The organism is Leclercia adecarboxylata (assembly GCF_006171285.1).
Classification (GTDB): Bacteria; Pseudomonadota; Gammaproteobacteria; order Enterobacterales; family Enterobacteriaceae; genus Enterobacter; species Enterobacter barmai.
The window spans coordinates 19912-40188 of sequence record NZ_CP040892.1 but is presented as its reverse complement, the minus strand read 5'-3'; the positions used below and the strand labels follow the sequence as shown (position 1 = coordinate 40188).

The following is a 20277-nucleotide window of genomic DNA, read 5'->3' as shown; positions in this document are numbered from 1 at the left end:
AATTATAATGGATGAAATACTGAGTGACAGAAAAAACAAAGGTAATGTTACATACAGAATTGTTGTTTCTGAAGATTCAGGACGCATCTTCATCGAGCTGGAAAAACTGATGAAGGTTAGAGCAAAAGAATCTGAAAAGAAAACAACAAAAAAGATTGTTTATCAGCAGTCTTTTTTCAAAGATGAATTTGATAGGGTAAAGAATGAAATTGAAGACCCAATATTATTGCAATTTTGTGTCGATACATTGTTGAAGGTGAAAAAATATGATTGATAAACCAACGCCGGAAGAGGTGAAAAACGCTCGCATTAAAGCTGGATTTACACAGCAGGAAGCCGCAGATCGTTTTGGCTTCACTTTGTCAGCATGGCAGGCTAAAGAAACTACCGGAAAAACTTCACGCGGTTTAGCAGCCGGTACTTATGAAATGCTTTTACTCCTGGCTGATGAACATCCTGTTTACCAACTTGTAAAGCGTGGAGAAATTCTAAAAGAAAGGGATTAAAATAATTGCATTACCATCATATGATGGTATACTGAATTTGTTGGTTAGGAATGATTCCTTGCCTTAATCCAGTAGCCCAAACGGGCGGGAGTAAAAATGAAAACTTATGCCATCGATTTTAAATCAGTAAACGTTAAAAAAGAAACCATAAACTGCATATCCTTCATCCAGTCAGAAACACTTTTTCTTGCCATTCATACATTCGAAGAAAAAAACCGGGGTCGTGGTTACATTACTTTGTCTGTTCGCGAAGTAGATAACAACGAACTTAGCGCGATTAACTCACTTAAAAAGAACGTAACATTCTGGTTCAACGAATGTGGCCTGTCAAAAGAAGGCGTTTTAAGAGAGATTGAATCATGGTTCAATTTTGCCTTCACAACGAAGGAGCAGAATGAAGCTAAAAGAGAGGTGATTAATCTTTTGAATAAAAACTGATGTTTTAAAAGAAGGTGGTATCAGGTTGTTGGAGCAACCTGATACCGTGACACTCATTCCCACGCGAGGAATATCTAATGTCGGAACGTATGCTATCAGCAATACAGGCTGTTGAAAAGGGCGCTCGCCCTGTCTTTCCCATCATGCCGTTCTCTGCATTCCCTGAGTTCATGGATCAGCTCAAAAAAGCGCTGGAAAGACGAGCGCATAGATTCACTGGTAAATGAAACATTGGAGGTTTTATGACAAAGCAGGAGTTTTTAACTTTTATCAGTGATCAACAAAAAGAAGGTGCGGTTCGTTTTTCCCTTGCATTCAACAGTAAAGGTGAAATAGTCATTCACTGGACGAATAAAGAAGGGCTGAGGGTTTGGAGAGTTTTAACCGGAAACAGAGGGAAAAGACCAAGCCACGCAAACAGGGAAAGAATGAGCAACTTACGCCGCTGGTTGTGTGATGCCCGTCAGGGCATGGTAGGCGACACACCAGACCCTGAATAGTTTCACACGTCATGAATCGCCGAAGCCCTCCCGTTTGCGGGAGGTGCTTTTTTATATACTCTGCAAGACAGCGCTTGCGCCCCCTGCCAGACCGTTCGCGTAGCGAACCTTATCCCACATAGCTCACAGCCATTGAGATGTTTCCGGTCGTAGACAAGCGAAACCTTCAGCCATGACAGCCCTTCAGTTTTGCTTTTTCCTCGACGCTGAAGCACAATTCAAGACTAGTGCTAGATCAAAGCGATGCAGGATAGGGCAAACGCCGCAAAATGCTAGCATTTTACTCGTTTGCCCGGTGACCTACAGTCGGTTCTTGTTGGAGGATTTATGAAGCAAATTAATTTCAGACTAGAAGAAAAACAGCATGATAATCTACTTGAATGTCTGAAGGTTATTTATCCAGATGAGCCTGGTTTAACTGTTGCTAAAGGCATGAAATTGCTTGCCAGTGCTTTACTTAAAAGCAAAGTAACAGAAGATGATAATGATAACTTTATGCCAGATACTAATGATTTTATCAAAACTACAATGTATTTAACAATGAAACAGCGGAATAAAATAGAAAAAGCCGCAAAGCGTCATGGATGGACTTTGTCCAGAGAGTGCCGCTACCGTATTCAGACCACCTTAGATAATGAACTGGATTTCTTTGATCAAGAACTTCTTATGATGAATCGGTGTCGCAATGCTATCGATAAAGTAGGCCGGAATTTTCACTACATCATCCTTAATGATCAGGCAAGAGTTCTTGATAAAGATGGGTTCTATCAGGATGCAGAAAAGCTTGAAACAGAAATCATTAATCTTAAAAGTGAGTTTGAAAACTACATAATGTTATGCAAAGGTCGAACTGTATCTAATAAGGTGGAGGTGTAATAATGGGCGTTTCCGTTGATAAAGAATACCGGGTCAAACGTAAATCCTCTGAAGCTGGCCGCAAATCTGCTTTTGCCCATAAAGTGAAAAATGGTGGTAAGAACTATCAGCGTAACGTACAGGAACGTATCAACCGAAAGGGTGCCAGTAAGGAAGTGGTTGTAAAAATATCAGGCGGTGCAATCACCCGACAAGGGATAAGAAACAGTATTGACTATATGAGCCGGGAATCAGAATTGCCCGTGATGAGTGAAAGCGGCCAGGTATGGAAAGGTGACGAGATACAGGAAGCAAAAGAGCACATGGTAGATCGTGCAAACGACCCTCAAAATGTAATGAACGATAAGGGTAAAGAAAATAAAAAGGTGACACAAAATATCGTGTTCTCACCGCCTGTCTCTGCAAAAGTGAAACCAGAAGACTTGCTTGAGTCAGTCAGAAAAACGATGCACAAGAAGTATCCAAACCATCGCTTTGTTCTTGGGTATCATAACGATAAAAATGACCATCCTCATGTTCATGTTGTTTTCCGTATCCGTGATGAAGATGGAAAGCGTACCGATATAAGAAAGAAGGATTTAAGGGAGATTAGAACTGGTTTTTGCGAAGAGCTAAAACTTAAAGGTTATGACGTTAAGGCAACACACAGGCAGCAGCAAGGACTTAATCAGTCTATCAGGGATGCTCACAGTACCGCTCCTAAGCGACAGAAGGGCGTTTATGAGGTTGTGGATGTTGGTTATGACCATTACCAGCATGATAAAACGAAGCCGAAGCAGCATTTCTTGAAACTGAAGACCCTTAACAAGGGGGTTGAAAAGACATACTGGGGGGCTGATTTTGGCGATCTTACATCACGAGAAAATGTTAAGAAGGGCGATCTTGTTAAGCTTAAAAAACTCGGTCAAAAGGAAGTAAAAATACCTGCACTTGATAAACATGGTGTTCAACATGGCTGGAAGACAGTCCATCGTAACGAGTGGAAGCTTGATAATCTTGGTGTTAAAGGTATCGATAGAACCCCTTCATCAAGTAAAGAACTGGTGCTTAACAGTGCTGCAATGCTTCAGAAGCAGCAGCTCCAGATGAAACAGTTCATCCAAATCAAACAAGCGATGCTCCAGAACGAACAAAAGATGAAGATTGGTATCAAATTAGGATAATTTCAAAAGCACTTGTAACTCATTGAATAAGATCGATTTATTTTATCACGAACTCCATTTTAAAGAAAAACCAACTACAGCTTAAAATTTTAGTTAAGTCATCTGTGAAAAGATCCCATCACGATCATTTGATCTGTCTTTTGTAATATATAAAGATAAATCATCTTAATATTGTTATTTTTGCAGCATAAACAAAGTGCGATATTAAGTTATGGCGATCGAAAGATCTACTTAACGAATTGAAAGCAGCACAAGTAGCTGATAAAGTCACTTCGAGATTAAAATTTGTCCTTTTTCTTTTTCTTATCCACTTCGGGGTCATCCGAGTCGAGAGAGCGCATGAAAGGAAAAATCTATGAAATGGTACGTTTTGCAATTTACTACGACGAGGTTTGCTGCTGTTTTCTCCCATCTTGAACAGCATAACTTTTCTTACTACTGCCCTATGATTTCAGAAAAGTATCGCCGCCCGGATAAACAAATCTCGTTCAGAGAAAGGCTGTTACCACTTTTCCCAGGGTATCTTTTCATCCAGGCCGATTTTGAAAAAATTCACTCATCTACTATCACCGCATTACCTTATGTTCAGCGGTTTATTGCTTTTGGTGGAGAGCCGTTACCTGTACCTGATGAGGAAATATTTAATGTACAACAAGGAGAACGGAATCAACTTAGCCATACTAACGCCCCCCGTTTGGTGGAAATAATGCTGATGGATGATCCAAGGAAGAGAAGTATAGCCATGCTCAACTACATCACAGAAAAAAGCTTAACCCACAAAATGAAACGGAAGAAAAATGACTGTTACCAGAAAAAAGACTTCAAGCAAGCGCAAGCCTCAACGTAATACCCTCTATCTCCCTTCTGACGTTCGTGATGAAGTTGAGCGAATCGCTGTTGAGATTAGCTACCGCCGGGGAAGGCGTATTTCTGACTCTGGTTTTGTGCAGTATCTCATTAAAACATGTTCACAAAAGGCAATAGATGAACTCATAAACGGAGCCGATATCGACTCCGAAGAGTAATCGTTCTGCCGATCTGTTCCGTGCTGTTCTGGCCGGGAGTAATCAATGTTATCTACCTCAGCTTTTATCGCGCTTGCTATGCAATGCGCCGCCAGCGTTCATCCTGATACTGCTCATGAAGTTGCAAGGGTTGAATCTGGCTTTAATCCTTATGCTATAGCCGAGATTATACCGAAAGGTGAGCGTAAGCCCGGTGATAGTGGCGTAATTTCTTATTTCCCAAGTTCTAAGGAGGATGCACTAAGCATAATAAAAAAAATTGAAGCTAGAAATCACCGTTATTCAACGGGTCTTATGCAAATAACAAGCACTAATTTTTCTAAATATGGCGTCAATGCAGAAAAACTTTTCTCGCAGTGTACAAACCTTACCGTATTCGAAAAAATCATGCTTGATTGCTATCAAAGGGGAGGGAGTTTAAAAAACGCTCTTAGTTGTTATTACTCTGGAAATTTTGTGACGGGGCAAAAATCTGAATCAAATTTTAATAATACGAGCTATACGCAGCGTATTGGTTATAGCCGTCCAGACAACAAAAAGGTATGGGCTGTTCCATCGGTTAAGGATGAAATAGGAAAGGAGACTGCAACACAGGACATTACGCGAAAAGAAACTACTGTTTATCCAAAATATGCCATGCGTGGCACCGTATCAGATGAAAAGGAAACAAACGATGTTGAAACTGAATAAACGTTACTTAACACTCACTGTCTTTATGGCTGCCTTAATGCTTTGTGTTGCGGAACCAGCTTTTGCTGATGATGTATCTACAAAGACTACCGGTTTTTTACAAAAGATCATTGATTTCCTTACTGACTTGAGAAAACCAGCAATCACCATTATTTGCTTAGGTATTGCATATATTGCGCTGTTTGCACGTCAACATATGACATGGATTTATCCTCTGATTATCGGGATGATTATCTTTATCATTGCTCCTTACGTACCGGACTGGTTGTCATAAGTTAATCTCAGGGGCGTAAATATGAGTACTCTTTTTAAAGGGCTGACACGCCCCGCTTTAATCCGGGGGTTGGGCGTTCCGCTCTACCCCTTCCTTGGAATGTGCCTTATTTCTGTATTACTTGGTGTATGGATTCATGATGCAATGTATGCACTCATATTGCCAGGGTGGTATGCCATCAAGCGAGTAACACAGATCGATGAGCGTTTCTTTGACCTGCTTTATCTACGAACTGTAATCAAAGGTCATCCCTTGTCAAACAAACGCTTCAGTGCCGTCCATTATGCGGGGAGCCAGTATGATGAAGTTGATATTTCCAGAGTGGACAATTTTATGAAGCTGAAAGACCAGTCTTCTATTGAGGAGCTGATACCGTACTCTTCTCATATCACAGATAATCTAATCGTCACAAAAAGCCGTGATTTGCTGGCTACCTGGCATATTGACGGCGCTTACTTTGAATGTGTTGATGAGGAGGATCTGACGTTACTGACAGACCAACTCAACACGCTTATTCGAAGCTTTGAGGGTAAGCCTGTGACGTTCTACACACACCGTGTTCGTGTAAAGAAAGAGGTTCAGTCTTCATTTAACAGTAAAATCCCATTTGTTAACCGGGTTATGAATGATTATTACCGTTCTCTTTCTGAGCCTGAATATTTTGAAAACAAACTTTATCTGACAGTCTGTTATAAGCCTTTCAATGCTGAAGATAAAGTTTCACATTTTCTTTCAAGGAATAAGCGGAATAAAAATATTTTTGATGAACCCATTAACGACATGAACGAAATTTGTGGCAGACTTGATACTTATCTGTCCAGGTTCCACTCTCGCCGTCTTGGTTTGTTTGAAGAAAATAGCAAGGTATTTTCTGACCAACTTTCCCTTTTTCAGTATCTGCTATCCGGGAAGTTTCAAAAGGTAAGAGTAACTAATAGTCCTTTTTATACTTATCTTGGCGGTAAAGACTTGTTTTTCGGTAACGATGCAGGGCAAATTACAGCTTCTGATCACGCCAGATATTTCCGGTGCATTGAAATAAAGGATTACTTTCAGGAGACGGACGCCGGAATTTTTGATGCGCTGATGTATCTCCCTGTTGAATATGTCTTTACATCGTCTTTCACTACGATGGATAAGCAAGCCTCCATCAAGGCGCTGGACGATCAGATTGATAAGCTTGAGATGACTGATGATGCGGCTAAATCATTGCTGGCTGATTTGCATGTTGGTCTGGATATGGTTTCCAGTGGTTACAACTCTTTTGGTAAGAGTCACCAGACGCTGATTGTTTTTGCTGACACGCCGGAACGTCTGGTTAAAGACACCAATATAGTGACCACAACCCTTGAAGACCTTGGGCTTATTATCACATATTCGACCCTGAGTCTTGGGGCTGCGTATTTTGCTCAGTTACCGGGTAATTATAACTTGCGCCCTCGCTTGTGTACCCTTAGCAGTCTTAATTTTGCTGAAATGGAAAGCTTCCATAACTTCTTTACAGGGAAAGAAAAAGGGAATACCTGGGGTGACAGATTAATTACCTTGCGCGGTTCTGGTAATGATATTTATCACCTCAACTACCATATGACCACGGAAAACCAGAATTTCTTTGGTAAAAACCCAACGCTGGGACATACGGAAATTCTTGGGACATCAAACGTAGGTAAAACTGTCCTTTTAATGACGAAAGCATACGCCGTACAACAGTACGGTGCGCCGGAGTCCTTTCCGTCTAACCGAAAGGTCAGGAAACTGACCACTGTTTTTTTTGATAAAGACAGGGCGGGTGAAGTCGGCATTCGCGCTATGGGAGGTGAATATTACCGGGTTAAGGGTGGCGCACCGACCGGGTGGAATCCAGCGGCTCTGAAGCCAACCAAGCGTAACATCGCTTTTATGAAGGATTTGATAAGACTGATTTGTACGCTTAATAACAATACCCTGGATGATTACCAGAACGGCCTGATTTCAGATGCAGTTGAGCGTTTAATGGCAAGGGAAGATCGTTCATTCCCTGTCAGTAAACTTATTCCGCTTATTCTTGAACCAGATGATGCAGAAACTAAGCGTCATGGTATCAAGGCTCGTCTTAAAGCGTGGAAACAGGGAGGTGAATACGGCTGGGTCATTGATAATCGCACAGATACTTTTGACGTATCCAATCTGGATGTTTTTGGTGTTGATGGTACGGAATTTCTGGATGATAAAGTTGTTGCCCCGGTAGCTTCGTTTTATCTGATTTATCGCGTAACAATGCTGGCCGACGGCCGACGACTCATTATTTATATGGATGAGTTCTGGCAGTGGCTGAACAACGATGCTTTCAGGGATTTCGTTTATAACAAACTCAAGACTGGACGTAAGCTGGATATGGTGCTCGTTGTCGCTACGCAGTCGCCGGATGAGCTGATTAAAACGCCGATAGCAGCTGCTGTTCGTGAACAGTGTGCCACACATATCTATCTTGCAAATCCTAAAGCCAAGCGTGGGGAATATGTCGACGGCCTACAGGTAAAAGAGCTTTATTTTGACAAAATTAAAGCTATTGACCCGCTTTCGCGTCAGTTCATGGTGGTCAAAAACCCACAGCGGCAGGGCGAACGCGATGACTTTGCAGCCTTTGCAAAGTTAGATCTGGGTAAAGCCGCTTATTATCTCCCGATTTTAAGTGCTTCTACGGAGCAGCTGGAGCTGTTCGATGAAATCTGGAAAGAAGGGATGAAACCGGAAGACTGGATTGATATCTATCTTGAACGTGCCAATCGTGGAATTAATTAAGGTGAATATGATGAAAAAACAATTTCTGGCCGCAACGCTCATCTGTTGCTCGGCAAGCGCCTTTGCTATAGGTAGCGGGGTGATTGTGCATGATGCAAAGTCAGCGTTAGATACGGCGGCGCAGTGGGTAAAAGAGGCCAAACAGTGGGAGAACGAGCTTACGGCCTATAAGGACGAGCTGTTAACGAAAACAGGTATCCGTGACGTTCAGGGGCTGGTTCAGGACGCACAGTCTGTCAGTAAGGAACTAACACAGATTTACGACCAGGGTAATGCATTTATCGATGACTACATTAAAAACCCTGATGCTGTGCTCTCTGCGCAGGCTAAATCGCTGCTTTCCGACTACAAGGTAACGGATACCTGTAAAGGGCTGGGGTACACAGGTAACCAGGTTCGGGGATGTGAGGCGACATTCCTGTCCCAGTTGGCAGGGGTTGAGTACGGTAATCAGCTTGAAGAAAAGCTGCGTAGCGACAACCAGTCGATGAAAGACCTTATCGATCAGGTTAAAAACGCGAAGGACACTAAAGCTACACAGGACGCGACTAATGCTGTCTCTCTGGAGAACCTGAAGTTCGAGAAGCTCAAATTTCAGTATGAAATGTATCGCGATAAGCAGCGCGATCTTGCAGAATACAAGATGAAGATGTCGGAGGCTGCATTCCAAAAGAAACAGTTGGATGCAGTCAATGCGGATACACCAATTGTTGATTATAAGTCAGCGTTTGATCAGCAGAGCTATGAAATGAACTGAGGAGGAACTTTGAAAAAATATGGAGTAGTTGCAGCGTTAGGGCTTACATTCTTTCTTGCCGGGTGTGAAGAGGTAAAGTCTGTAGACTGGTGGCAGTCTCACGTAGACGAAGCAACTAAAAAAGTAGCTGAATGCAAAAAGTCTGGTAGTGATAGTGACAATTGTAAAAATGCTAAAGAAGGTTTGTTTAGATATAAGCAATTGCATCCTAAGCACATTGACATTAAAGACGCATTCAAAGATGTTTTGGGTAAAGAGGGAAGTTAAAAGGAGCCATTATGGCAACTTCTAGGTTTTTCCAAGCCGCCCATGACGTTATTGTTAAAGTTCTCGACCAGTCTTTGACTGGTCAGTTAGATAACTTTTCTTCAATAGCGTATCAATTGGGTAAGTATGGTATTTCTATTTATATATTGTGGTATGCCTATACAGTAATTGTAGGGAAACAGAAATCTCATGTTCAGGATTTTATCTGGAATTTATTTCGTTTTTGGCTGATCCTTGTTTTTGTCAGGAATATGGGCGGTTGGCTAGATAGCGCTAATCAGGCTATAGATGGACTAAAGGAAACATTTGCAGGAGGTGACCCTTGGAAATGGGTTGATGAACTTTGGGAAAAAGTTCAGCAAGTTGCAGCATATCTTATGTCAAAAGATACTTCCACGTATGTTAAAACAGACGGCGCTATTGCGGCGATATTAACATATGCTGGCGGTATATTAGCGCTGCTATTAACATCTATAGTTTATCTTGCTGCTGAAGTTACACTTAAAATGCTAACTATTACTGCGCCATTGTTTATTGTTTGCCTTTCTTTTGTTTTTTTAAGGCAAATGTTTAATAGCTGGCTACAGTTAATATTTAGCTCATGTTTTATATTTCTGTTTTGCGGTTTGGCTATTAAAGCGGGAATGACTTTCCTTAATGGCATCTTGACCATATCTATAGCAAATGCAGACGAACTAAATCTCATCTCGACCGGTGCTCAAGCCGGGGTTGCGGGTGCATTCATGGCCTGGATTATCTGGCAGGCCAAAACCTATGCTTCACAGCTCGCAGGTGTTGGCGTTGAGGGGGCATTGCAGGGGGCTGCTGCTATGGGGATAGGTGCTGGCGTATTTGGTGCTTCCCGCATGGCGCGTGGTGCTCTTGGCATGGGGAGAAACGCAGGTATTGGCGCATGGAAGGGCATTAGTCGTCAGAAAGGGGGGCTTGGTCAGTCTCCGGGAATGTCCGGTAAGCTGGGTAATCTGACCGGGCAGGGGTTAAATATTGGTGCAAAAAAACTGCGTAGTGCCGCAATCGAAATGGCTAAGAAGAAATATGGAGGGTAGGTGAATAATTTATTATATATGGTTATTTTCATCTTTTTTATTACTGCCTGTTTGATAATGTCTTTTTTTACCAGTTAATCCCACTCTACTTTCTCACTCATCTTTAATCTCAGGTTTTACTATGAAACTAATTATCACGTTTTTCGTGACACTTTGTCTGTTTGGTTGTCAGGCGTCACACAAACAACCTCCGGTTTCCGGGAAAAGCGAACCTGTTAATTCAGCAGAGGTAATGCGCAATGGGGTTTAAAATTCCACAATTAAAACTGCCCGGTTTTAATAAGAAAAAAGAAGTAACGGACTCTTCAACCACATTTGAAGAGAAAAATGTAGTGTTACAGGAGAAAATGAACCGCATATATAAATTTGGTGGTATTGCTGGGATGGCCGTTGGTGTGTTGTCGCTGCTTGCCCTGAATGGTGCGCTTCCGTTAAAGAGTACGGTTGTCGAGGCTTATCTTATTAATGGTGTCACTGGCGTTGCTGAAAGACTGACTTCTGTTAAAAAAGAAAATCTCTCTGAAAATGAAGCGCTGGCAAAATACTTTATCACTCAGTACGTTAAACGTCGCGAAGGTTATAACTATTTTAGTCTTCAGCATGACTATGATTATGTATTGCTCTATAGCGCTGAAAATGTGGCAACTGAATATAATGCTCTAATCAATAGCAGTAATTCACCTAAAGTCATTTACAGAAAAGCTGAAAGAACGGCTACCGTGCAAGATAAGCCGTCTGTCATTATCAGCCCGTCATCCCGTCCTGATGATAAGGATATGGGGGCATATGTTCGCTTTAAACTAACCGTCAGGGATGTGGCGACAGGCCAAAATAATGATGAATACTGGAATATCCGGCTAACTTACCGGATTGAGCCACAGGTCGAAATGGCATCGGGTGAACGTAATAATAATCCGCTCAAATTCGTTGTAACCAGCTACGTTCGCGATAAAGAAGTTAAAGGGTGAAAATATGAAAATAAGAAAAGGAGCGTTAGTAATTGCGCTTCTGATGGCTGCGCACATTTGTAATGCGGCAGTACAGCCATCGGGAAGCCGCTTCGATCCACGAAACCAGATTGTCAGTTATAACCCTCAAAATACGACTGTTATTAACAGTGCAGTCGGCTATACAACCACACTGGTATTTGATGACGACGAAACTGTTATCAGTGCCAGAACAGGCTTCCCCCAGGGATGGTCGGTGAATAAAGAAGATAATCTTGTTTATGTCGAAGTGAAGCCAGTTAAACAGACGGTGCAGAACAACAACACGGACGAGAACGGAAAGCAGTCATCTGAAGTCGTTAACGTGGCTCTTGACCCTGAAACCGATCTGGAACGCTGGCGAACAAACCTGTTTGTCCGTACCACAAAACGCAATTACAGCATGGAGCTGAACGCCCGGACGTTTCGCCAGCCGGATAAAATTGCTTTTGTTGTGAATTACCAGTACCCGCAGGAAAGGCGTAAAGAGCAGGCCGAGATCGAGAAAAAAAGGATTGAGGCTTACAACAAGCGACAGGAAGAAAAAACCATCAACAACGCGCTTGAAAATGCCAAATCTCCGCGCAACTGGCAGTACTGGAAGCGAGTTGCTGAAGGTAGCCAGGATATCAGCCCGGATTATGCATATGACGATGGCCGTTATACCTGGTTTGGATTCAGCCCACTGAAGAAAATCCCGAGTATTTTTGTCATGAGCGGCGATCAGGAAACCCTGACTAATCCGGTAGTGAAGAAAAGCAGCAGTTTTACCGTTGTGGGTGTGCCTGTAGACCAGCGTTTTGTGTTGCGTATCGGAAATCAGGTTGTCGGGGTTGAAAATCGGGGCTTTGGCAAAGTCCGGCTTCCGGCAGGAGACACCGTATCTCCGAAAGTTGAAAAAGAGGTGATCCAGTGAGCGAACAGGAAAATAAAACTCTCACCGCCGTTGAAATTGAGCGGGAACTGCGCGAACGGCGACAGAAAGAGCTTGAGCAGGCCGACAAAACAGATAAAGAGGAGGATTCAGGACGGCCAGCTAACAGCCTGGGCATCGAGAAGCTTAAAAAATCACGTAAGGGGCTAATCATCATTGTGGCCGCCTTTGTTCTGCTGGCTGCTGGGGTATCCGTCTATTATGTCCCTTCCATCATCCGTTCAATGTCCAGTAATGACGAAAAACCAGCCAGTAGTGATGTGGCTACGGGGTCGGTGAAGCGTCAGACCGGGTTAAGCGATGACGTTGACCCTTTTAATTCTGACCAAAAGACGCAGGGCGGGCAGGAAGAGAAAAAAGGGGATAACAACAGCGGGAAAGCTGAAGCAGCGCCAGAAAGCGTACAGCATAACTTCAGCCGTGCGCTTGATGTGTCTTATGGTGGCAGTAGCTCTGCGGCATCGGGAGGTTCCGGCAGCGCCTCAACACAAACAGCCAGTGAAACCAAAGGTGGAGGTAATACCAGCACGACACAGGAGGTCGAGCCTGTTAATGCCGGAGCGCCCGTATCGCTGTCGAAAATTACCAGGGTTCCCTATGATCCCAATCTATTTATTCCAGAAAATACGGGCATACCCTGTTCACTGGACAGAAAGTTTATCTCTGATCTCGCAGGAAAACTGGTCTGCACGGTTAATTCTGACATTTACAGTGCCAACGGTAATGTAAAACTCATCGAAAAAGGAACTGCCGCCCATGTGATTTATAAAGCCGGTTCCCTTCAGCACGGTCAGGGCGCTGTATTCCTTATGGCGACCAAACTGAGAACACGCACTGCACCGTTTATCGATATTCCGCTGATTGATACACAGGCGGCTGGGCCATTAGGTGAGGCCGGAGCGTCAGGCTGGATTGATACGCATTTTTGGGAGCGTTTTTCCGGGGCTATGATGGTTGGCATGATCCCCGATGTGGCTCAGTGGGCGAGTGGAGCCGCTAAAAACAATAAGGATAACCAGACGGACTATACCGCAAACAGCCGACAGGCTTTTGCTGATATCGCCCGTGAAGCCTTTTCTAACAGTGTGAATATTCCACCAACGCTTTATAAAAATCAGGGGGAGATTATTACTCTGATTGTCGGTCAGGATCTGGATTTCTCAGGTATCTATAAACTGAAAATGCGATAAGAGGTCAGGTAATGCAGGGTGATATTAATACTGAAAATCGCCATATTGTTTACGATATCGTGAATGATTATTTTCATCAGTGGCTAAATAGTGTGGAGGGTTTAACCGAGATTGCCGTAAATCGTCCCGGTGAACTGTTTGTTAAAGTCAGGGGTAAATGGCAGCAACACCAAACGAATATGACTTTTGGTGACTGTATGTCATTTGCTGGGGCAATTTCTGATTATCATGATGGGGGTTCTGTTACGCCAGAATATCCATTGCGCTCTGCCACGCTCCCCCTTGGGGAGCGCGTACAGATTGTCATCCCCCCGGCAACGGAACGTGAAACGGTATCAATCACAATTCGTAAGCCGTCCAGTGTTTTTATTGACCATGAAACATTCGTTAAACAGGGTTTCTACTCGAAGCTAAATCAGGGCGCTGATTTCAGGAATAAAGAGGACGAATTATCTTTAATGTTTAAAGATAATCGTTTTGAACGGTTTATTCCTGAATGTCTGGTTAAAGGTAAAACGATGGTGTTCTGTGCCGGAACCGGAGCCGGGAAAACCACGTTTGCAAATGCCTGTCTGCAATACATCCCTCATCATCTGCGATGTGTTTCAATAGAAGATACTGATGAGGCAAAATTCCGTTTTCATAAAAACCATGTGAAGCTGTATTACCCGTCAGAGGGTGAAAGTATCGTTGTTAACTCGGCCTCTCTACTACGTTCTGGTTTTCGTATGAATCCAGACAGGATACTGATGACAGAAGTTCGTGGCGCGGAAGCCTGGGATTTTCTTAAAGGTTCAAGTTCCGGCCACGCAGGAAACATAACCACGGTACATGAAAGCACGCCTGAAGATGCTGTGCTTGGCCTTGTTCAGCGGTGTTATATGAACCCGGAATGCCAGAATCTGCCCTATAACATTATACTGCGAAGGGTTTTGAGCAACGTCGATGTAATCATGAGTATTAAGTACATTGATGACGAAGATCTACGCTTTGCATCGGGTATTTACTATCGCGATATTCACTTTCAGGAATACTTTGAAAAGCTGAAGGAGTGATCATGTCTCTTAAACTCCCTGATAAAGGGCAGTGGCTCTTTATCGGTTTTGTTATGTGTCTTTTTACGTATTATGCAGGTTCTGTTGCTGTCTACTTTTTTAATGGTAAAACGCCACTGTTCATATGGAAGAACTTCGACTCTATGTTACTCTGGCGACTCATGACAGAAAGTAATATACGGTCAGATATCAGAATTACGGCAATGCCCGCTCTTCTTTCTGGTTTAGCTGCCTCAGTTATCGTTCCCGTTTTTATTATCTGGCAATTGAATAAAAAAGATTTTTCTCTCTATGGTGATGCGAAATTTGCCAGCGATGATGATTTAAAAAAATCAAAGCTGCTAAAATGGGAGAAAGAGAATGACGACGATATACTTGTCGGCGCTTACAAGGGAAAATATCTCTGGTATACGGCTCCTGATTTTGTTTCGCTGGGTGCAGGTACACGCGCGGGTAAAGGTGCTGCAATAGGAATTCCTAATCTTCTGGTAAGAAAGCACTCTCTTATTGCTTTAGACCCAAAACAGGAACTGTGGAAAATCACCAGTAAAGTTCGCGAGGTGATTCTCCAGAATAAAGTTTTTTTGTTAGACCCCTTTAACAGTAAAACGCATAAGTTTAACCCGCTTTTCTATATTGATTTAAAAGCTGAGAGTGGCGCTAAAGACTTACTGAAGCTGATAGAAATTCTGTTCCCGTCTTATGGTATGACGGGAGCCGAAGCCCACTTTAACAACCTTGCCGGGCAATACTGGACTGGCCTTGCAAAACTGCTTCACTTTTTTATCAATTACGCTCCTGACTGGCTTAACGAATTCAATCTTAAACCCATTTTCTCAATCGGTTCTGTTGTTGACCTTTACAGCAATATTGATCGGGAAAACGTACTGGCTAACCGTGAAGACTTTGAGGGGATAGCGGGATTAGATGAAACGGCATTGTTTCACTTACGGGATGCATTGACGAAAATCCGTGAGTACCACGAAACTGAAGACGAACAGCGTTCAAGTATCGATGGTTCATTCCGTAAAAAAATGAGTCTGTTTTACCTCCCTACCGTCAGAAAATGTACTGACGGTAATGATTTTGACCTTCGCCAGCTGCGCCGGGAAGATATCTCTATTTATGTTGGCGTGAATGCGGAGGATATGTCCCTTGCCTATGACTTCCTGAACCTGTTCTTTAACTTTGTCGTTGAAGTCACATTGAGGGAAAACCCGGATTTTGACCCAACGCTTAAGCATGACTGTTTAATGTTTCTAGATGAGTTCCCTTCAATTGGTTATATGCCGATTATTAAAAAAGGTTCGGGGTACATTGCAGGCTTTAAACTCAAGCTTTTGACGATTTATCAGAATATCAGCCAGCTTAATGAAATCTACGGTATAGAGGGAGCTAAGACTCTGATGAGTGCGCACCCTTGCCGGATTATCTATGCTGTCAGTGAAGAGGATGATGCTAAAAAGATTTCAGAGAAGCTTGGTTATACAACCGCTAAGTCTACTGGTTCCAGTAAAACGAGCGGTCGTTCGACATCAAAAAGCAATTCCGAAAGTGACGCTCAACGCGCTCTGGTACTTCCACAGGAGCTGGGAACGCTGGAGTTTTCAGAGGAGTTTATCATCCTGAAGGGTGAGAACCCTGTTAAAGCCAAAAAAGCCCTTTACTACCTTGATTCGTATTTTATGGACAGGCTTATGCTGGTAAGTCCGAAGCTGGCTGCTTTAACGTCCAGTCTTAACAAGACAAAAAATATCTTTGGTGTTAAGGGGCTTAAATACCCTTCAAAAGAAAAAATGCTTTCCGTAGGTGAGCTTGAATCTGAGGTTTTATTATGAAAAGAATAGTGCTGGCTGGTTTTGTCTTTCTTTCTGCCTGTTCATCACCTCCTGAACCCCCACAGGTTGACTGGAAGAAAAACCCGGAAACAATGAATTCACAGTTAATGGACTGGCAACCTACTTTTACGGTAATTAAATCTGACCGTGTTAATTCATCCTGGGTAAAGGTTATAAAAAACTTTACTCCTGAGAACCGTCTTTACGATGATGCGGTTTTCTATGCTGTTGCTCATTCAGACTCAATTATTATTGAAAGTAGCCGGGGTGAAGACTTCTTTACTGCAAAAAACTGGCTTAGGTCTAACGGTGCATATGGATTAATCCAGTACCGATATAAGCGTGATGAATTTGGTGTTAAATCCATCAATATCTATCTTCAGAAAGGATGACATTATGAATGTTCGCAATGTGCTTATAGTTCCGCTCGTTCTTGCTGTGTTGACAACGCCTGCTTTAGCCAAAAAGCATAACCACACTGACGGGTTAAACCAGACGGGTGATCCATGTGAATTGTTAACCTGCATGGCCGGAAAATTACAGGGGGATACACAGCCAGCCTGTCAGACAGTTAATCAGCGCTTTTTCAATGTCCGGGTTTTTACCCCCTACTATAATCCTGAAGCCACAGCAAGGCTTAGGCAAAGTATCTTAAATACCTGTGACGGCGCTGTAATCAATAAAGACAATCTGGAAATGATTATTCAGCGCTATGGTCGCTCATTCCAGGAATAACGATAACCCCGAAAATTTCAGATTTTAATCTGAGGTTTGCGGGGTTGAACAACCGAAGGACGTTAGTTATGGATAAAATGATTTTAAAAATGTCACGTCATAATATTCAAACAGTAACGGTTACTCAGAATCTAAGTGATTTGAAAAATACAGGTAATGAGACAGTGAATGCGATTATCGAAAACTGTACCGCTTACATCTCTCTGGTTAATTGCAATGATAAAATTTTTCTGGATGAATGTGACGTTGAGAAACAGGATAAAGAGGATTAAAGATTATGGTGAGGATTATTATGGGATCAGCAGCAGGAAGAGTCAGTGATATTCTGTTTATTTTCATAGGATACTCTAAAAAGGTTGCCTCAGTGTTTACTCGGCTACTCTTTTTTATGGCTTGGTTCCCTGTATTGGTTTATGGGTTTTATCGTATCGCCGTTATCTTATGGGGAAGTACATCTGAATCTGAATACTATTACTTTGAGCGTTTTTTTAATTATACAATTAATTTGTATAGCTTGATTATTCCTATGTTGGTAGTTGTTGGTGTTTCAATCATCGTGATTTTCTCACTGTTTAAGATAGGAACTATCATGTGGGAGGAAAAGAAACGATGAAGTGTTTTCTTTATGCTTTTTCTCTTTTTGTAGTCGTGCTTCCAGCTACGTTGTGTGCAGCAGAAATTCAGGGAAAAGTTATCCGTGTGCTCGATGGTGACACCATCGAAGTATTGCAGGATAAAAAGCCCGTCAGGATTCGCCTGGCAAACATCGATGCACCGGAAAAGAAACAGGCTTTCGGGCGCTGGTCAACCAATCAGCTTAAAGGCCTGGTTGCAGCGCTGCCCGTCACGGTGACGTATACGCAGACAGATCGCTACGGGCGCATTATCGGGCGTGTGTTCACGGCGAACGGCACAGAGGCCAACCGCTTTATGGTGCAATCTGGTGCAGCATGGGTTTACGACAAGTACAACAGCGATAATTCATTACCGGCTCTGCAAAGGGCAGCACAGGAACAAAAGCGCGGCCTGTGGGCTGACAGTCAACCAGTGCCGCCGTGGGAATGGCGGCATAGTAAATAAAGAGGAATGAAACGATGATGACTGAATCCGATAAAGAACGTTTCAATAACCGTTTATGTGTTGGTAACTTGCTTGTAAGTGCAGATGTTTATGTTACACCAGGCATGACAGAAAGCGCGGCTGAGGTAAAGTTAATCGTCCCTAACGATGATTATCAAAAGGCAATGGATTTGTATGATCGTATTTGCCAGTTTGCTTTGCTTCATGGTGAAGATTTACAAGGGTTGTTCCAGACAGACAGATATTACTATATGTCATGTTTCGTGCGTGATATTGAAGCATTTAAGAAAGAATTTGAAAATGAGGAGGAGTTAAACCCTTTATTCAATCATGATAAGGGTGAAACGGCTGAGTTTCTTATCAGTTTCCCGGAGAAAGCTAACTATGATGATAAGGAACCAGTTAAACAATCCTTTCTGGAAATCACACAAAAACATGTCGATTCATTAGATGAACTTACATGGGGTAATTTTGAACACAGAGCATTCACTGGCGGAACGGTAGGTTTTGGCATCAATCCCCATACAATGGAACGCATTAACTTTGATGATGAGCGTGACAAAATAACAAAACTATCTCGTAAGGATTTCGTAGCGTCTAATCTCACTGATTCTTTCGAAGATGATTTTTATGTCAATCCTTTGTTCAATAAAGCAGAACAAATTGGTGAGATTGACGGTTATTCCGTTTTCTTCAATCCCAGGGGTTTTTATTTTTACTGGAACAAAGAAACCGAATACCTGCTTGAAAGCTGGCTGACGTTTCCTGCTTATCCGTATGGCTGGTAAAGGAGCCAATAATGAAAGTGAGTTCAATAAAGACGGTTTATGATTTTATGCGTTACTGCCGTATGCCGCTCTGGTTTCAGCGTTCAATCAGGGATATGAAAGTCGGTGACACCTTCATTCTTGGAAAATACACGCAGCCTGTTTCTCACGACAGTGATTCGTTTTGTGTACCTCCGCGCTATTCAGCTTGTCTGGATGGTAGCGAGGCTTGCTTCGTTGCGGAGGCGTGGATAGAAAAAGAGCGCGGGGTATACTCTTTTTACGCTACATGGACATTCCCGACAAAACCAGAACGTGCGCATGTTATGACATTTGGGGAATTCAGAATCCACAAAGGCGGCATTATAGAGTTCGATAATAAAAACGTTGAACCTGACGATAAGAACCATACGGTAAGAAGTTTCGCGCTTGTATCTCGTTATCTCGCGCATATGCTCAACTGCATGTCTGATGAAGATAAAAAAGTCTATTTTAAGAATAACAGTTCTCCTTTATTCAATGGTGTATGGCTGGATAGTGATTGCAATGAAAGGAGACAGCGTGCCGTAGAAGTTGATGGGAAAATTAAACGAGTATGGATTAATTACAAAGATTATATGCCAACGCATCAACTTTCCGCAATTGTTGAAGCTGCCTTTGCTACTGGCGCACTTCAGCTGGAGGATTAAAAATGGAACATGATAAGAAAACAGCACAAGACGCCCTGAAAAAATCGCAAGGGCATGTTCTGGTTCATGGGAGGACGGGGACAGGAAAAAGTAAACTACTCGAAGAAGCAACTATCCCCGATTCGCGTTACTTTGACTTTTCAAAAATGTGCGGTGCAACATGTTATCCAGACTTGCATTTCCTTTGCCGTACTAATGAAGATATTTACTTGGATCATATTCTGGATGCGAAGGAATCCACTGTCATTCTCGATAGTGTAGAATTTCCACAGAACATAAATGATTCATTTCTGTATGATTTTTTAAAAATCATGAGCGCCAGAGGGAAGCGAGTTATTGCTGTTGCATTTACTTCTAACACTCTGGAAAACTTTAAGCCAGTGTTTGAGTATGAAATAGAAACCCGGCGATTAGAAGATGGTTCTTTCACCTGCACAACAACGAGTAAAACAGGCAGCGTGGAGTCATTATTGAAAAACCGATATGTCTGGGAGGATGATGACAATGAAGATACTTTTTCATTAGCAAGGGATGTCAGTGACCAGCTATCAATAATAGTTAACGCCTTTGACAAAGATAATGCACAAGAAATTATTGTTGCGGCAGCGGGCGAAATTCAGTCCTTAGTACAAAAAGATTGTATTGACAGGAGCCATTAA

Annotated in this window: 27 protein-coding genes; all 27 read left to right on the top strand. The window is 42.6% G+C overall.

Features of this window, described 5'->3' with window-relative positions:
- The first annotated feature begins 7 nt into the window (after positions 1 to 7).
- Positions 8 to 274, top strand: coding sequence for a hypothetical protein (locus FHN83_RS26515; RefSeq protein ID WP_044715141.1), 267 nt, complete (start codon positions 8 to 10; stop codon positions 272 to 274).
- Positions 267 to 506, top strand: coding sequence for a hypothetical protein (locus FHN83_RS26510; RefSeq protein ID WP_044715143.1), 240 nt, complete (start codon positions 267 to 269; stop codon positions 504 to 506). The genes FHN83_RS26515 and FHN83_RS26510 overlap by 8 nt, the downstream gene beginning before the upstream one ends.
- Positions 507 to 602: 96 nt before the next feature.
- Positions 603 to 944 (top strand): hypothetical protein, encoded by a 342-nt coding sequence (locus FHN83_RS26505; protein WP_059347451.1) that lies wholly within the window; start codon positions 603 to 605, stop codon positions 942 to 944.
- A 77-nt stretch (positions 945 to 1021) separates the two neighbouring features.
- A complete protein-coding gene (locus FHN83_RS28345; protein WP_162852120.1) occupies positions 1022 to 1171 on the top strand; it encodes a hypothetical protein in 150 nt (49 codons plus the stop codon).
- Between the two features lie 15 nt (positions 1172 to 1186).
- On the top strand, positions 1187 to 1444 hold the full coding sequence (locus FHN83_RS26500) for a hypothetical protein (protein ID WP_044715147.1): 258 nt from the start codon (positions 1187 to 1189) through the stop codon (positions 1442 to 1444).
- A gap of 327 nt (positions 1445 to 1771) precedes the next feature.
- Positions 1772 to 2320 (top strand): DNA distortion polypeptide 1, encoded by a 549-nt coding sequence (ddp1, locus tag FHN83_RS26495; RefSeq protein WP_044715148.1) that lies wholly within the window; start codon positions 1772 to 1774, stop codon positions 2318 to 2320.
- A 2-nt stretch (positions 2321 to 2322) separates the two neighbouring features.
- Positions 2323 to 3483, top strand: coding sequence for a MobP1 family relaxase (gene mobP1, locus FHN83_RS26490; RefSeq protein ID WP_139565499.1), 1161 nt, complete (start codon positions 2323 to 2325; stop codon positions 3481 to 3483).
- 355 nt (positions 3484 to 3838) lie between these two features.
- Positions 3839 to 4330 (top strand): transcription termination/antitermination NusG family protein, encoded by a 492-nt coding sequence (locus FHN83_RS26485; RefSeq protein ID WP_044715152.1) that lies wholly within the window; start codon positions 3839 to 3841, stop codon positions 4328 to 4330.
- A gap of 223 nt (positions 4331 to 4553) precedes the next feature.
- Positions 4554 to 5198, top strand: coding sequence for a lytic transglycosylase domain-containing protein (locus tag FHN83_RS26475; RefSeq protein ID WP_044715155.1), 645 nt, complete (start codon positions 4554 to 4556; stop codon positions 5196 to 5198).
- Positions 5182 to 5472 (top strand): TrbC/VirB2 family protein, encoded by a 291-nt coding sequence (locus FHN83_RS26470; protein ID WP_044715156.1) that lies wholly within the window; start codon positions 5182 to 5184, stop codon positions 5470 to 5472. Before FHN83_RS26475 ends, FHN83_RS26470 begins: the two co-directional genes overlap by 17 nt.
- 21 nt (positions 5473 to 5493) lie before the next feature.
- Complete coding sequence (locus FHN83_RS26465; protein WP_044715159.1) at positions 5494 to 8253, top strand: VirB3 family type IV secretion system protein; 2760 nt, start codon at positions 5494 to 5496, stop codon at positions 8251 to 8253.
- Positions 8254 to 8263: 10 nt separating this feature from the next.
- Positions 8264 to 9010, top strand: coding sequence for a type IV secretion system protein (locus tag FHN83_RS26460; protein ID WP_044715162.1), 747 nt, complete (start codon positions 8264 to 8266; stop codon positions 9008 to 9010).
- A gap of 9 nt (positions 9011 to 9019) precedes the next feature.
- The gene (locus FHN83_RS26455) at positions 9020 to 9277 is read left to right on the top strand and encodes an EexN family lipoprotein (protein WP_044715163.1); all 258 of its coding nucleotides are present in this window, start codon (positions 9020 to 9022) and stop codon (positions 9275 to 9277) included.
- An 11-nt stretch (positions 9278 to 9288) separates the two neighbouring features.
- A complete protein-coding gene (locus FHN83_RS26450; RefSeq protein WP_117242821.1) occupies positions 9289 to 10344 on the top strand; it encodes a type IV secretion system protein in 1056 nt (351 codons plus the stop codon).
- A 239-nt stretch (positions 10345 to 10583) separates the two neighbouring features.
- Entirely contained in the window at positions 10584 to 11312 is a 729-nt protein-coding gene (locus FHN83_RS26445) for a virB8 family protein (protein ID WP_044715168.1), read from the top strand.
- A 4-nt stretch (positions 11313 to 11316) separates the two neighbouring features.
- Positions 11317 to 12246 carry a TrbG/VirB9 family P-type conjugative transfer protein gene (locus FHN83_RS26440; RefSeq protein WP_044715170.1) on the top strand — a complete coding sequence of 310 codons (930 nt, stop codon included), beginning with the start codon at positions 11317 to 11319 and terminating at the stop codon, positions 12244 to 12246.
- Positions 12243 to 13454, top strand: a complete 1212-nt coding sequence (gene virB10, locus FHN83_RS26435) for a VirB10/TraB/TrbI family type IV secretion system protein (RefSeq protein WP_044715172.1) — start codon at positions 12243 to 12245, stop codon at positions 13452 to 13454. The genes FHN83_RS26440 and virB10 overlap by 4 nt, the downstream gene beginning before the upstream one ends.
- Before the next feature lie 23 nt (positions 13455 to 13477).
- Positions 13478 to 14509 carry a P-type DNA transfer ATPase VirB11 gene (gene virB11 / locus FHN83_RS26430; RefSeq protein ID WP_044715211.1) on the top strand — a complete coding sequence of 344 codons (1032 nt, stop codon included), beginning with the start codon at positions 13478 to 13480 and terminating at the stop codon, positions 14507 to 14509.
- Positions 14510 to 14511: 2 nt separating this feature from the next.
- On the top strand, positions 14512 to 16347 hold the full coding sequence (locus FHN83_RS26425; protein ID WP_044715174.1) for a type IV secretory system conjugative DNA transfer family protein: 1836 nt from the start codon (positions 14512 to 14514) through the stop codon (positions 16345 to 16347).
- Positions 16344 to 16739, top strand: a complete 396-nt coding sequence (locus FHN83_RS26420; protein WP_044715177.1) for a cag pathogenicity island Cag12 family protein — start codon at positions 16344 to 16346, stop codon at positions 16737 to 16739. The genes FHN83_RS26425 and FHN83_RS26420 overlap by 4 nt, the downstream gene beginning before the upstream one ends.
- 4 nt (positions 16740 to 16743) lie before the next feature.
- The gene (locus tag FHN83_RS28745) at positions 16744 to 17082 is read left to right on the top strand and encodes a hypothetical protein (protein ID WP_225622178.1); all 339 of its coding nucleotides are present in this window, start codon (positions 16744 to 16746) and stop codon (positions 17080 to 17082) included.
- A 68-nt stretch (positions 17083 to 17150) separates the two neighbouring features.
- Positions 17151 to 17354 carry a hypothetical protein gene (locus FHN83_RS26410; protein WP_044715181.1) on the top strand — a complete coding sequence of 68 codons (204 nt, stop codon included), beginning with the start codon at positions 17151 to 17153 and terminating at the stop codon, positions 17352 to 17354.
- Between the two features lie 5 nt (positions 17355 to 17359).
- The gene (locus tag FHN83_RS26405) at positions 17360 to 17695 is read left to right on the top strand and encodes a hypothetical protein (RefSeq protein ID WP_050886236.1); all 336 of its coding nucleotides are present in this window, start codon (positions 17360 to 17362) and stop codon (positions 17693 to 17695) included.
- Positions 17692 to 18162 carry a thermonuclease family protein gene (locus FHN83_RS26400; RefSeq protein ID WP_044715183.1) on the top strand — a complete coding sequence of 157 codons (471 nt, stop codon included), beginning with the start codon at positions 17692 to 17694 and terminating at the stop codon, positions 18160 to 18162. The genes FHN83_RS26405 and FHN83_RS26400 overlap by 4 nt, the downstream gene beginning before the upstream one ends.
- Positions 18163 to 18176: 14 nt before the next feature.
- Positions 18177 to 18950: a hypothetical protein gene (locus FHN83_RS26395; RefSeq protein ID WP_044715185.1), complete on the top strand. Its 774-nt coding sequence runs from the start codon at positions 18177 to 18179 to the stop codon at positions 18948 to 18950.
- Between the two features lie 11 nt (positions 18951 to 18961).
- The gene (locus FHN83_RS26390) at positions 18962 to 19618 is read left to right on the top strand and encodes a hypothetical protein (protein WP_044715189.1); all 657 of its coding nucleotides are present in this window, start codon (positions 18962 to 18964) and stop codon (positions 19616 to 19618) included.
- 2 nt (positions 19619 to 19620) lie between these two features.
- Positions 19621 to 20277 (top strand): hypothetical protein, encoded by a 657-nt coding sequence (locus FHN83_RS26385; protein ID WP_050886235.1) that lies wholly within the window; start codon positions 19621 to 19623, stop codon positions 20275 to 20277.

What these genes read in the sequence shown, in the direction of transcription:
- FHN83_RS26400 (WP_044715183.1), top strand. Translation starts at nt 17,692, where the DNA reads ATGAAGTGTTTTCTTTATGCTTTTTCTCTTTTTGTAGTCGTGCTTCCA.
- FHN83_RS26390 (WP_044715189.1), top strand. Translation starts at nt 18,962, where the DNA reads ATGAAAGTGAGTTCAATAAAGACGGTTTATGATTTTATGCGTTACTGC.
- FHN83_RS26425 (WP_044715174.1), top strand. Translation starts at nt 14,512, where the DNA reads ATGTCTCTTAAACTCCCTGATAAAGGGCAGTGGCTCTTTATCGGTTTT.
- ddp1 (WP_044715148.1), top strand. Translation starts at nt 1,772, where the DNA reads ATGAAGCAAATTAATTTCAGACTAGAAGAAAAACAGCATGATAATCTA.
- FHN83_RS28345 (WP_162852120.1), top strand. Translation starts at nt 1,022, where the DNA reads ATGTCGGAACGTATGCTATCAGCAATACAGGCTGTTGAAAAGGGCGCT.
- FHN83_RS26475 (WP_044715155.1), top strand. Translation starts at nt 4,554, where the DNA reads ATGTTATCTACCTCAGCTTTTATCGCGCTTGCTATGCAATGCGCCGCC.
- FHN83_RS26460 (WP_044715162.1), top strand. Translation starts at nt 8,264, where the DNA reads ATGAAAAAACAATTTCTGGCCGCAACGCTCATCTGTTGCTCGGCAAGC.
- FHN83_RS28745 (WP_225622178.1), top strand. Translation starts at nt 16,744, where the DNA reads ATGAATGTTCGCAATGTGCTTATAGTTCCGCTCGTTCTTGCTGTGTTG.
- FHN83_RS26385 (WP_050886235.1), top strand. Translation starts at nt 19,621, where the DNA reads ATGGAACATGATAAGAAAACAGCACAAGACGCCCTGAAAAAATCGCAA.
- FHN83_RS26440 (WP_044715170.1), top strand. Translation starts at nt 11,317, where the DNA reads ATGAAAATAAGAAAAGGAGCGTTAGTAATTGCGCTTCTGATGGCTGCG.
- FHN83_RS26410 (WP_044715181.1), top strand. Translation starts at nt 17,151, where the DNA reads ATGGATAAAATGATTTTAAAAATGTCACGTCATAATATTCAAACAGTA.
- FHN83_RS26465 (WP_044715159.1), top strand. Translation starts at nt 5,494, where the DNA reads ATGAGTACTCTTTTTAAAGGGCTGACACGCCCCGCTTTAATCCGGGGG.
- FHN83_RS26500 (WP_044715147.1), top strand. Translation starts at nt 1,187, where the DNA reads ATGACAAAGCAGGAGTTTTTAACTTTTATCAGTGATCAACAAAAAGAA.
- FHN83_RS26515 (WP_044715141.1), top strand. Translation starts at nt 8, where the DNA reads ATGGATGAAATACTGAGTGACAGAAAAAACAAAGGTAATGTTACATAC.
- FHN83_RS26395 (WP_044715185.1), top strand. Translation starts at nt 18,177, where the DNA reads ATGATGACTGAATCCGATAAAGAACGTTTCAATAACCGTTTATGTGTT.
- FHN83_RS26420 (WP_044715177.1), top strand. Translation starts at nt 16,344, where the DNA reads ATGAAAAGAATAGTGCTGGCTGGTTTTGTCTTTCTTTCTGCCTGTTCA.
- FHN83_RS26505 (WP_059347451.1), top strand. Translation starts at nt 603, where the DNA reads ATGAAAACTTATGCCATCGATTTTAAATCAGTAAACGTTAAAAAAGAA.
- FHN83_RS26470 (WP_044715156.1), top strand. Translation starts at nt 5,182, where the DNA reads ATGTTGAAACTGAATAAACGTTACTTAACACTCACTGTCTTTATGGCT.
- FHN83_RS26510 (WP_044715143.1), top strand. Translation starts at nt 267, where the DNA reads ATGATTGATAAACCAACGCCGGAAGAGGTGAAAAACGCTCGCATTAAA.
- FHN83_RS26405 (WP_050886236.1), top strand. Translation starts at nt 17,360, where the DNA reads ATGGTGAGGATTATTATGGGATCAGCAGCAGGAAGAGTCAGTGATATT.
- FHN83_RS26450 (WP_117242821.1), top strand. Translation starts at nt 9,289, where the DNA reads ATGGCAACTTCTAGGTTTTTCCAAGCCGCCCATGACGTTATTGTTAAA.
- mobP1 (WP_139565499.1), top strand. Translation starts at nt 2,323, where the DNA reads ATGGGCGTTTCCGTTGATAAAGAATACCGGGTCAAACGTAAATCCTCT.
- FHN83_RS26485 (WP_044715152.1), top strand. Translation starts at nt 3,839, where the DNA reads ATGAAATGGTACGTTTTGCAATTTACTACGACGAGGTTTGCTGCTGTT.
- FHN83_RS26445 (WP_044715168.1), top strand. Translation starts at nt 10,584, where the DNA reads ATGGGGTTTAAAATTCCACAATTAAAACTGCCCGGTTTTAATAAGAAA.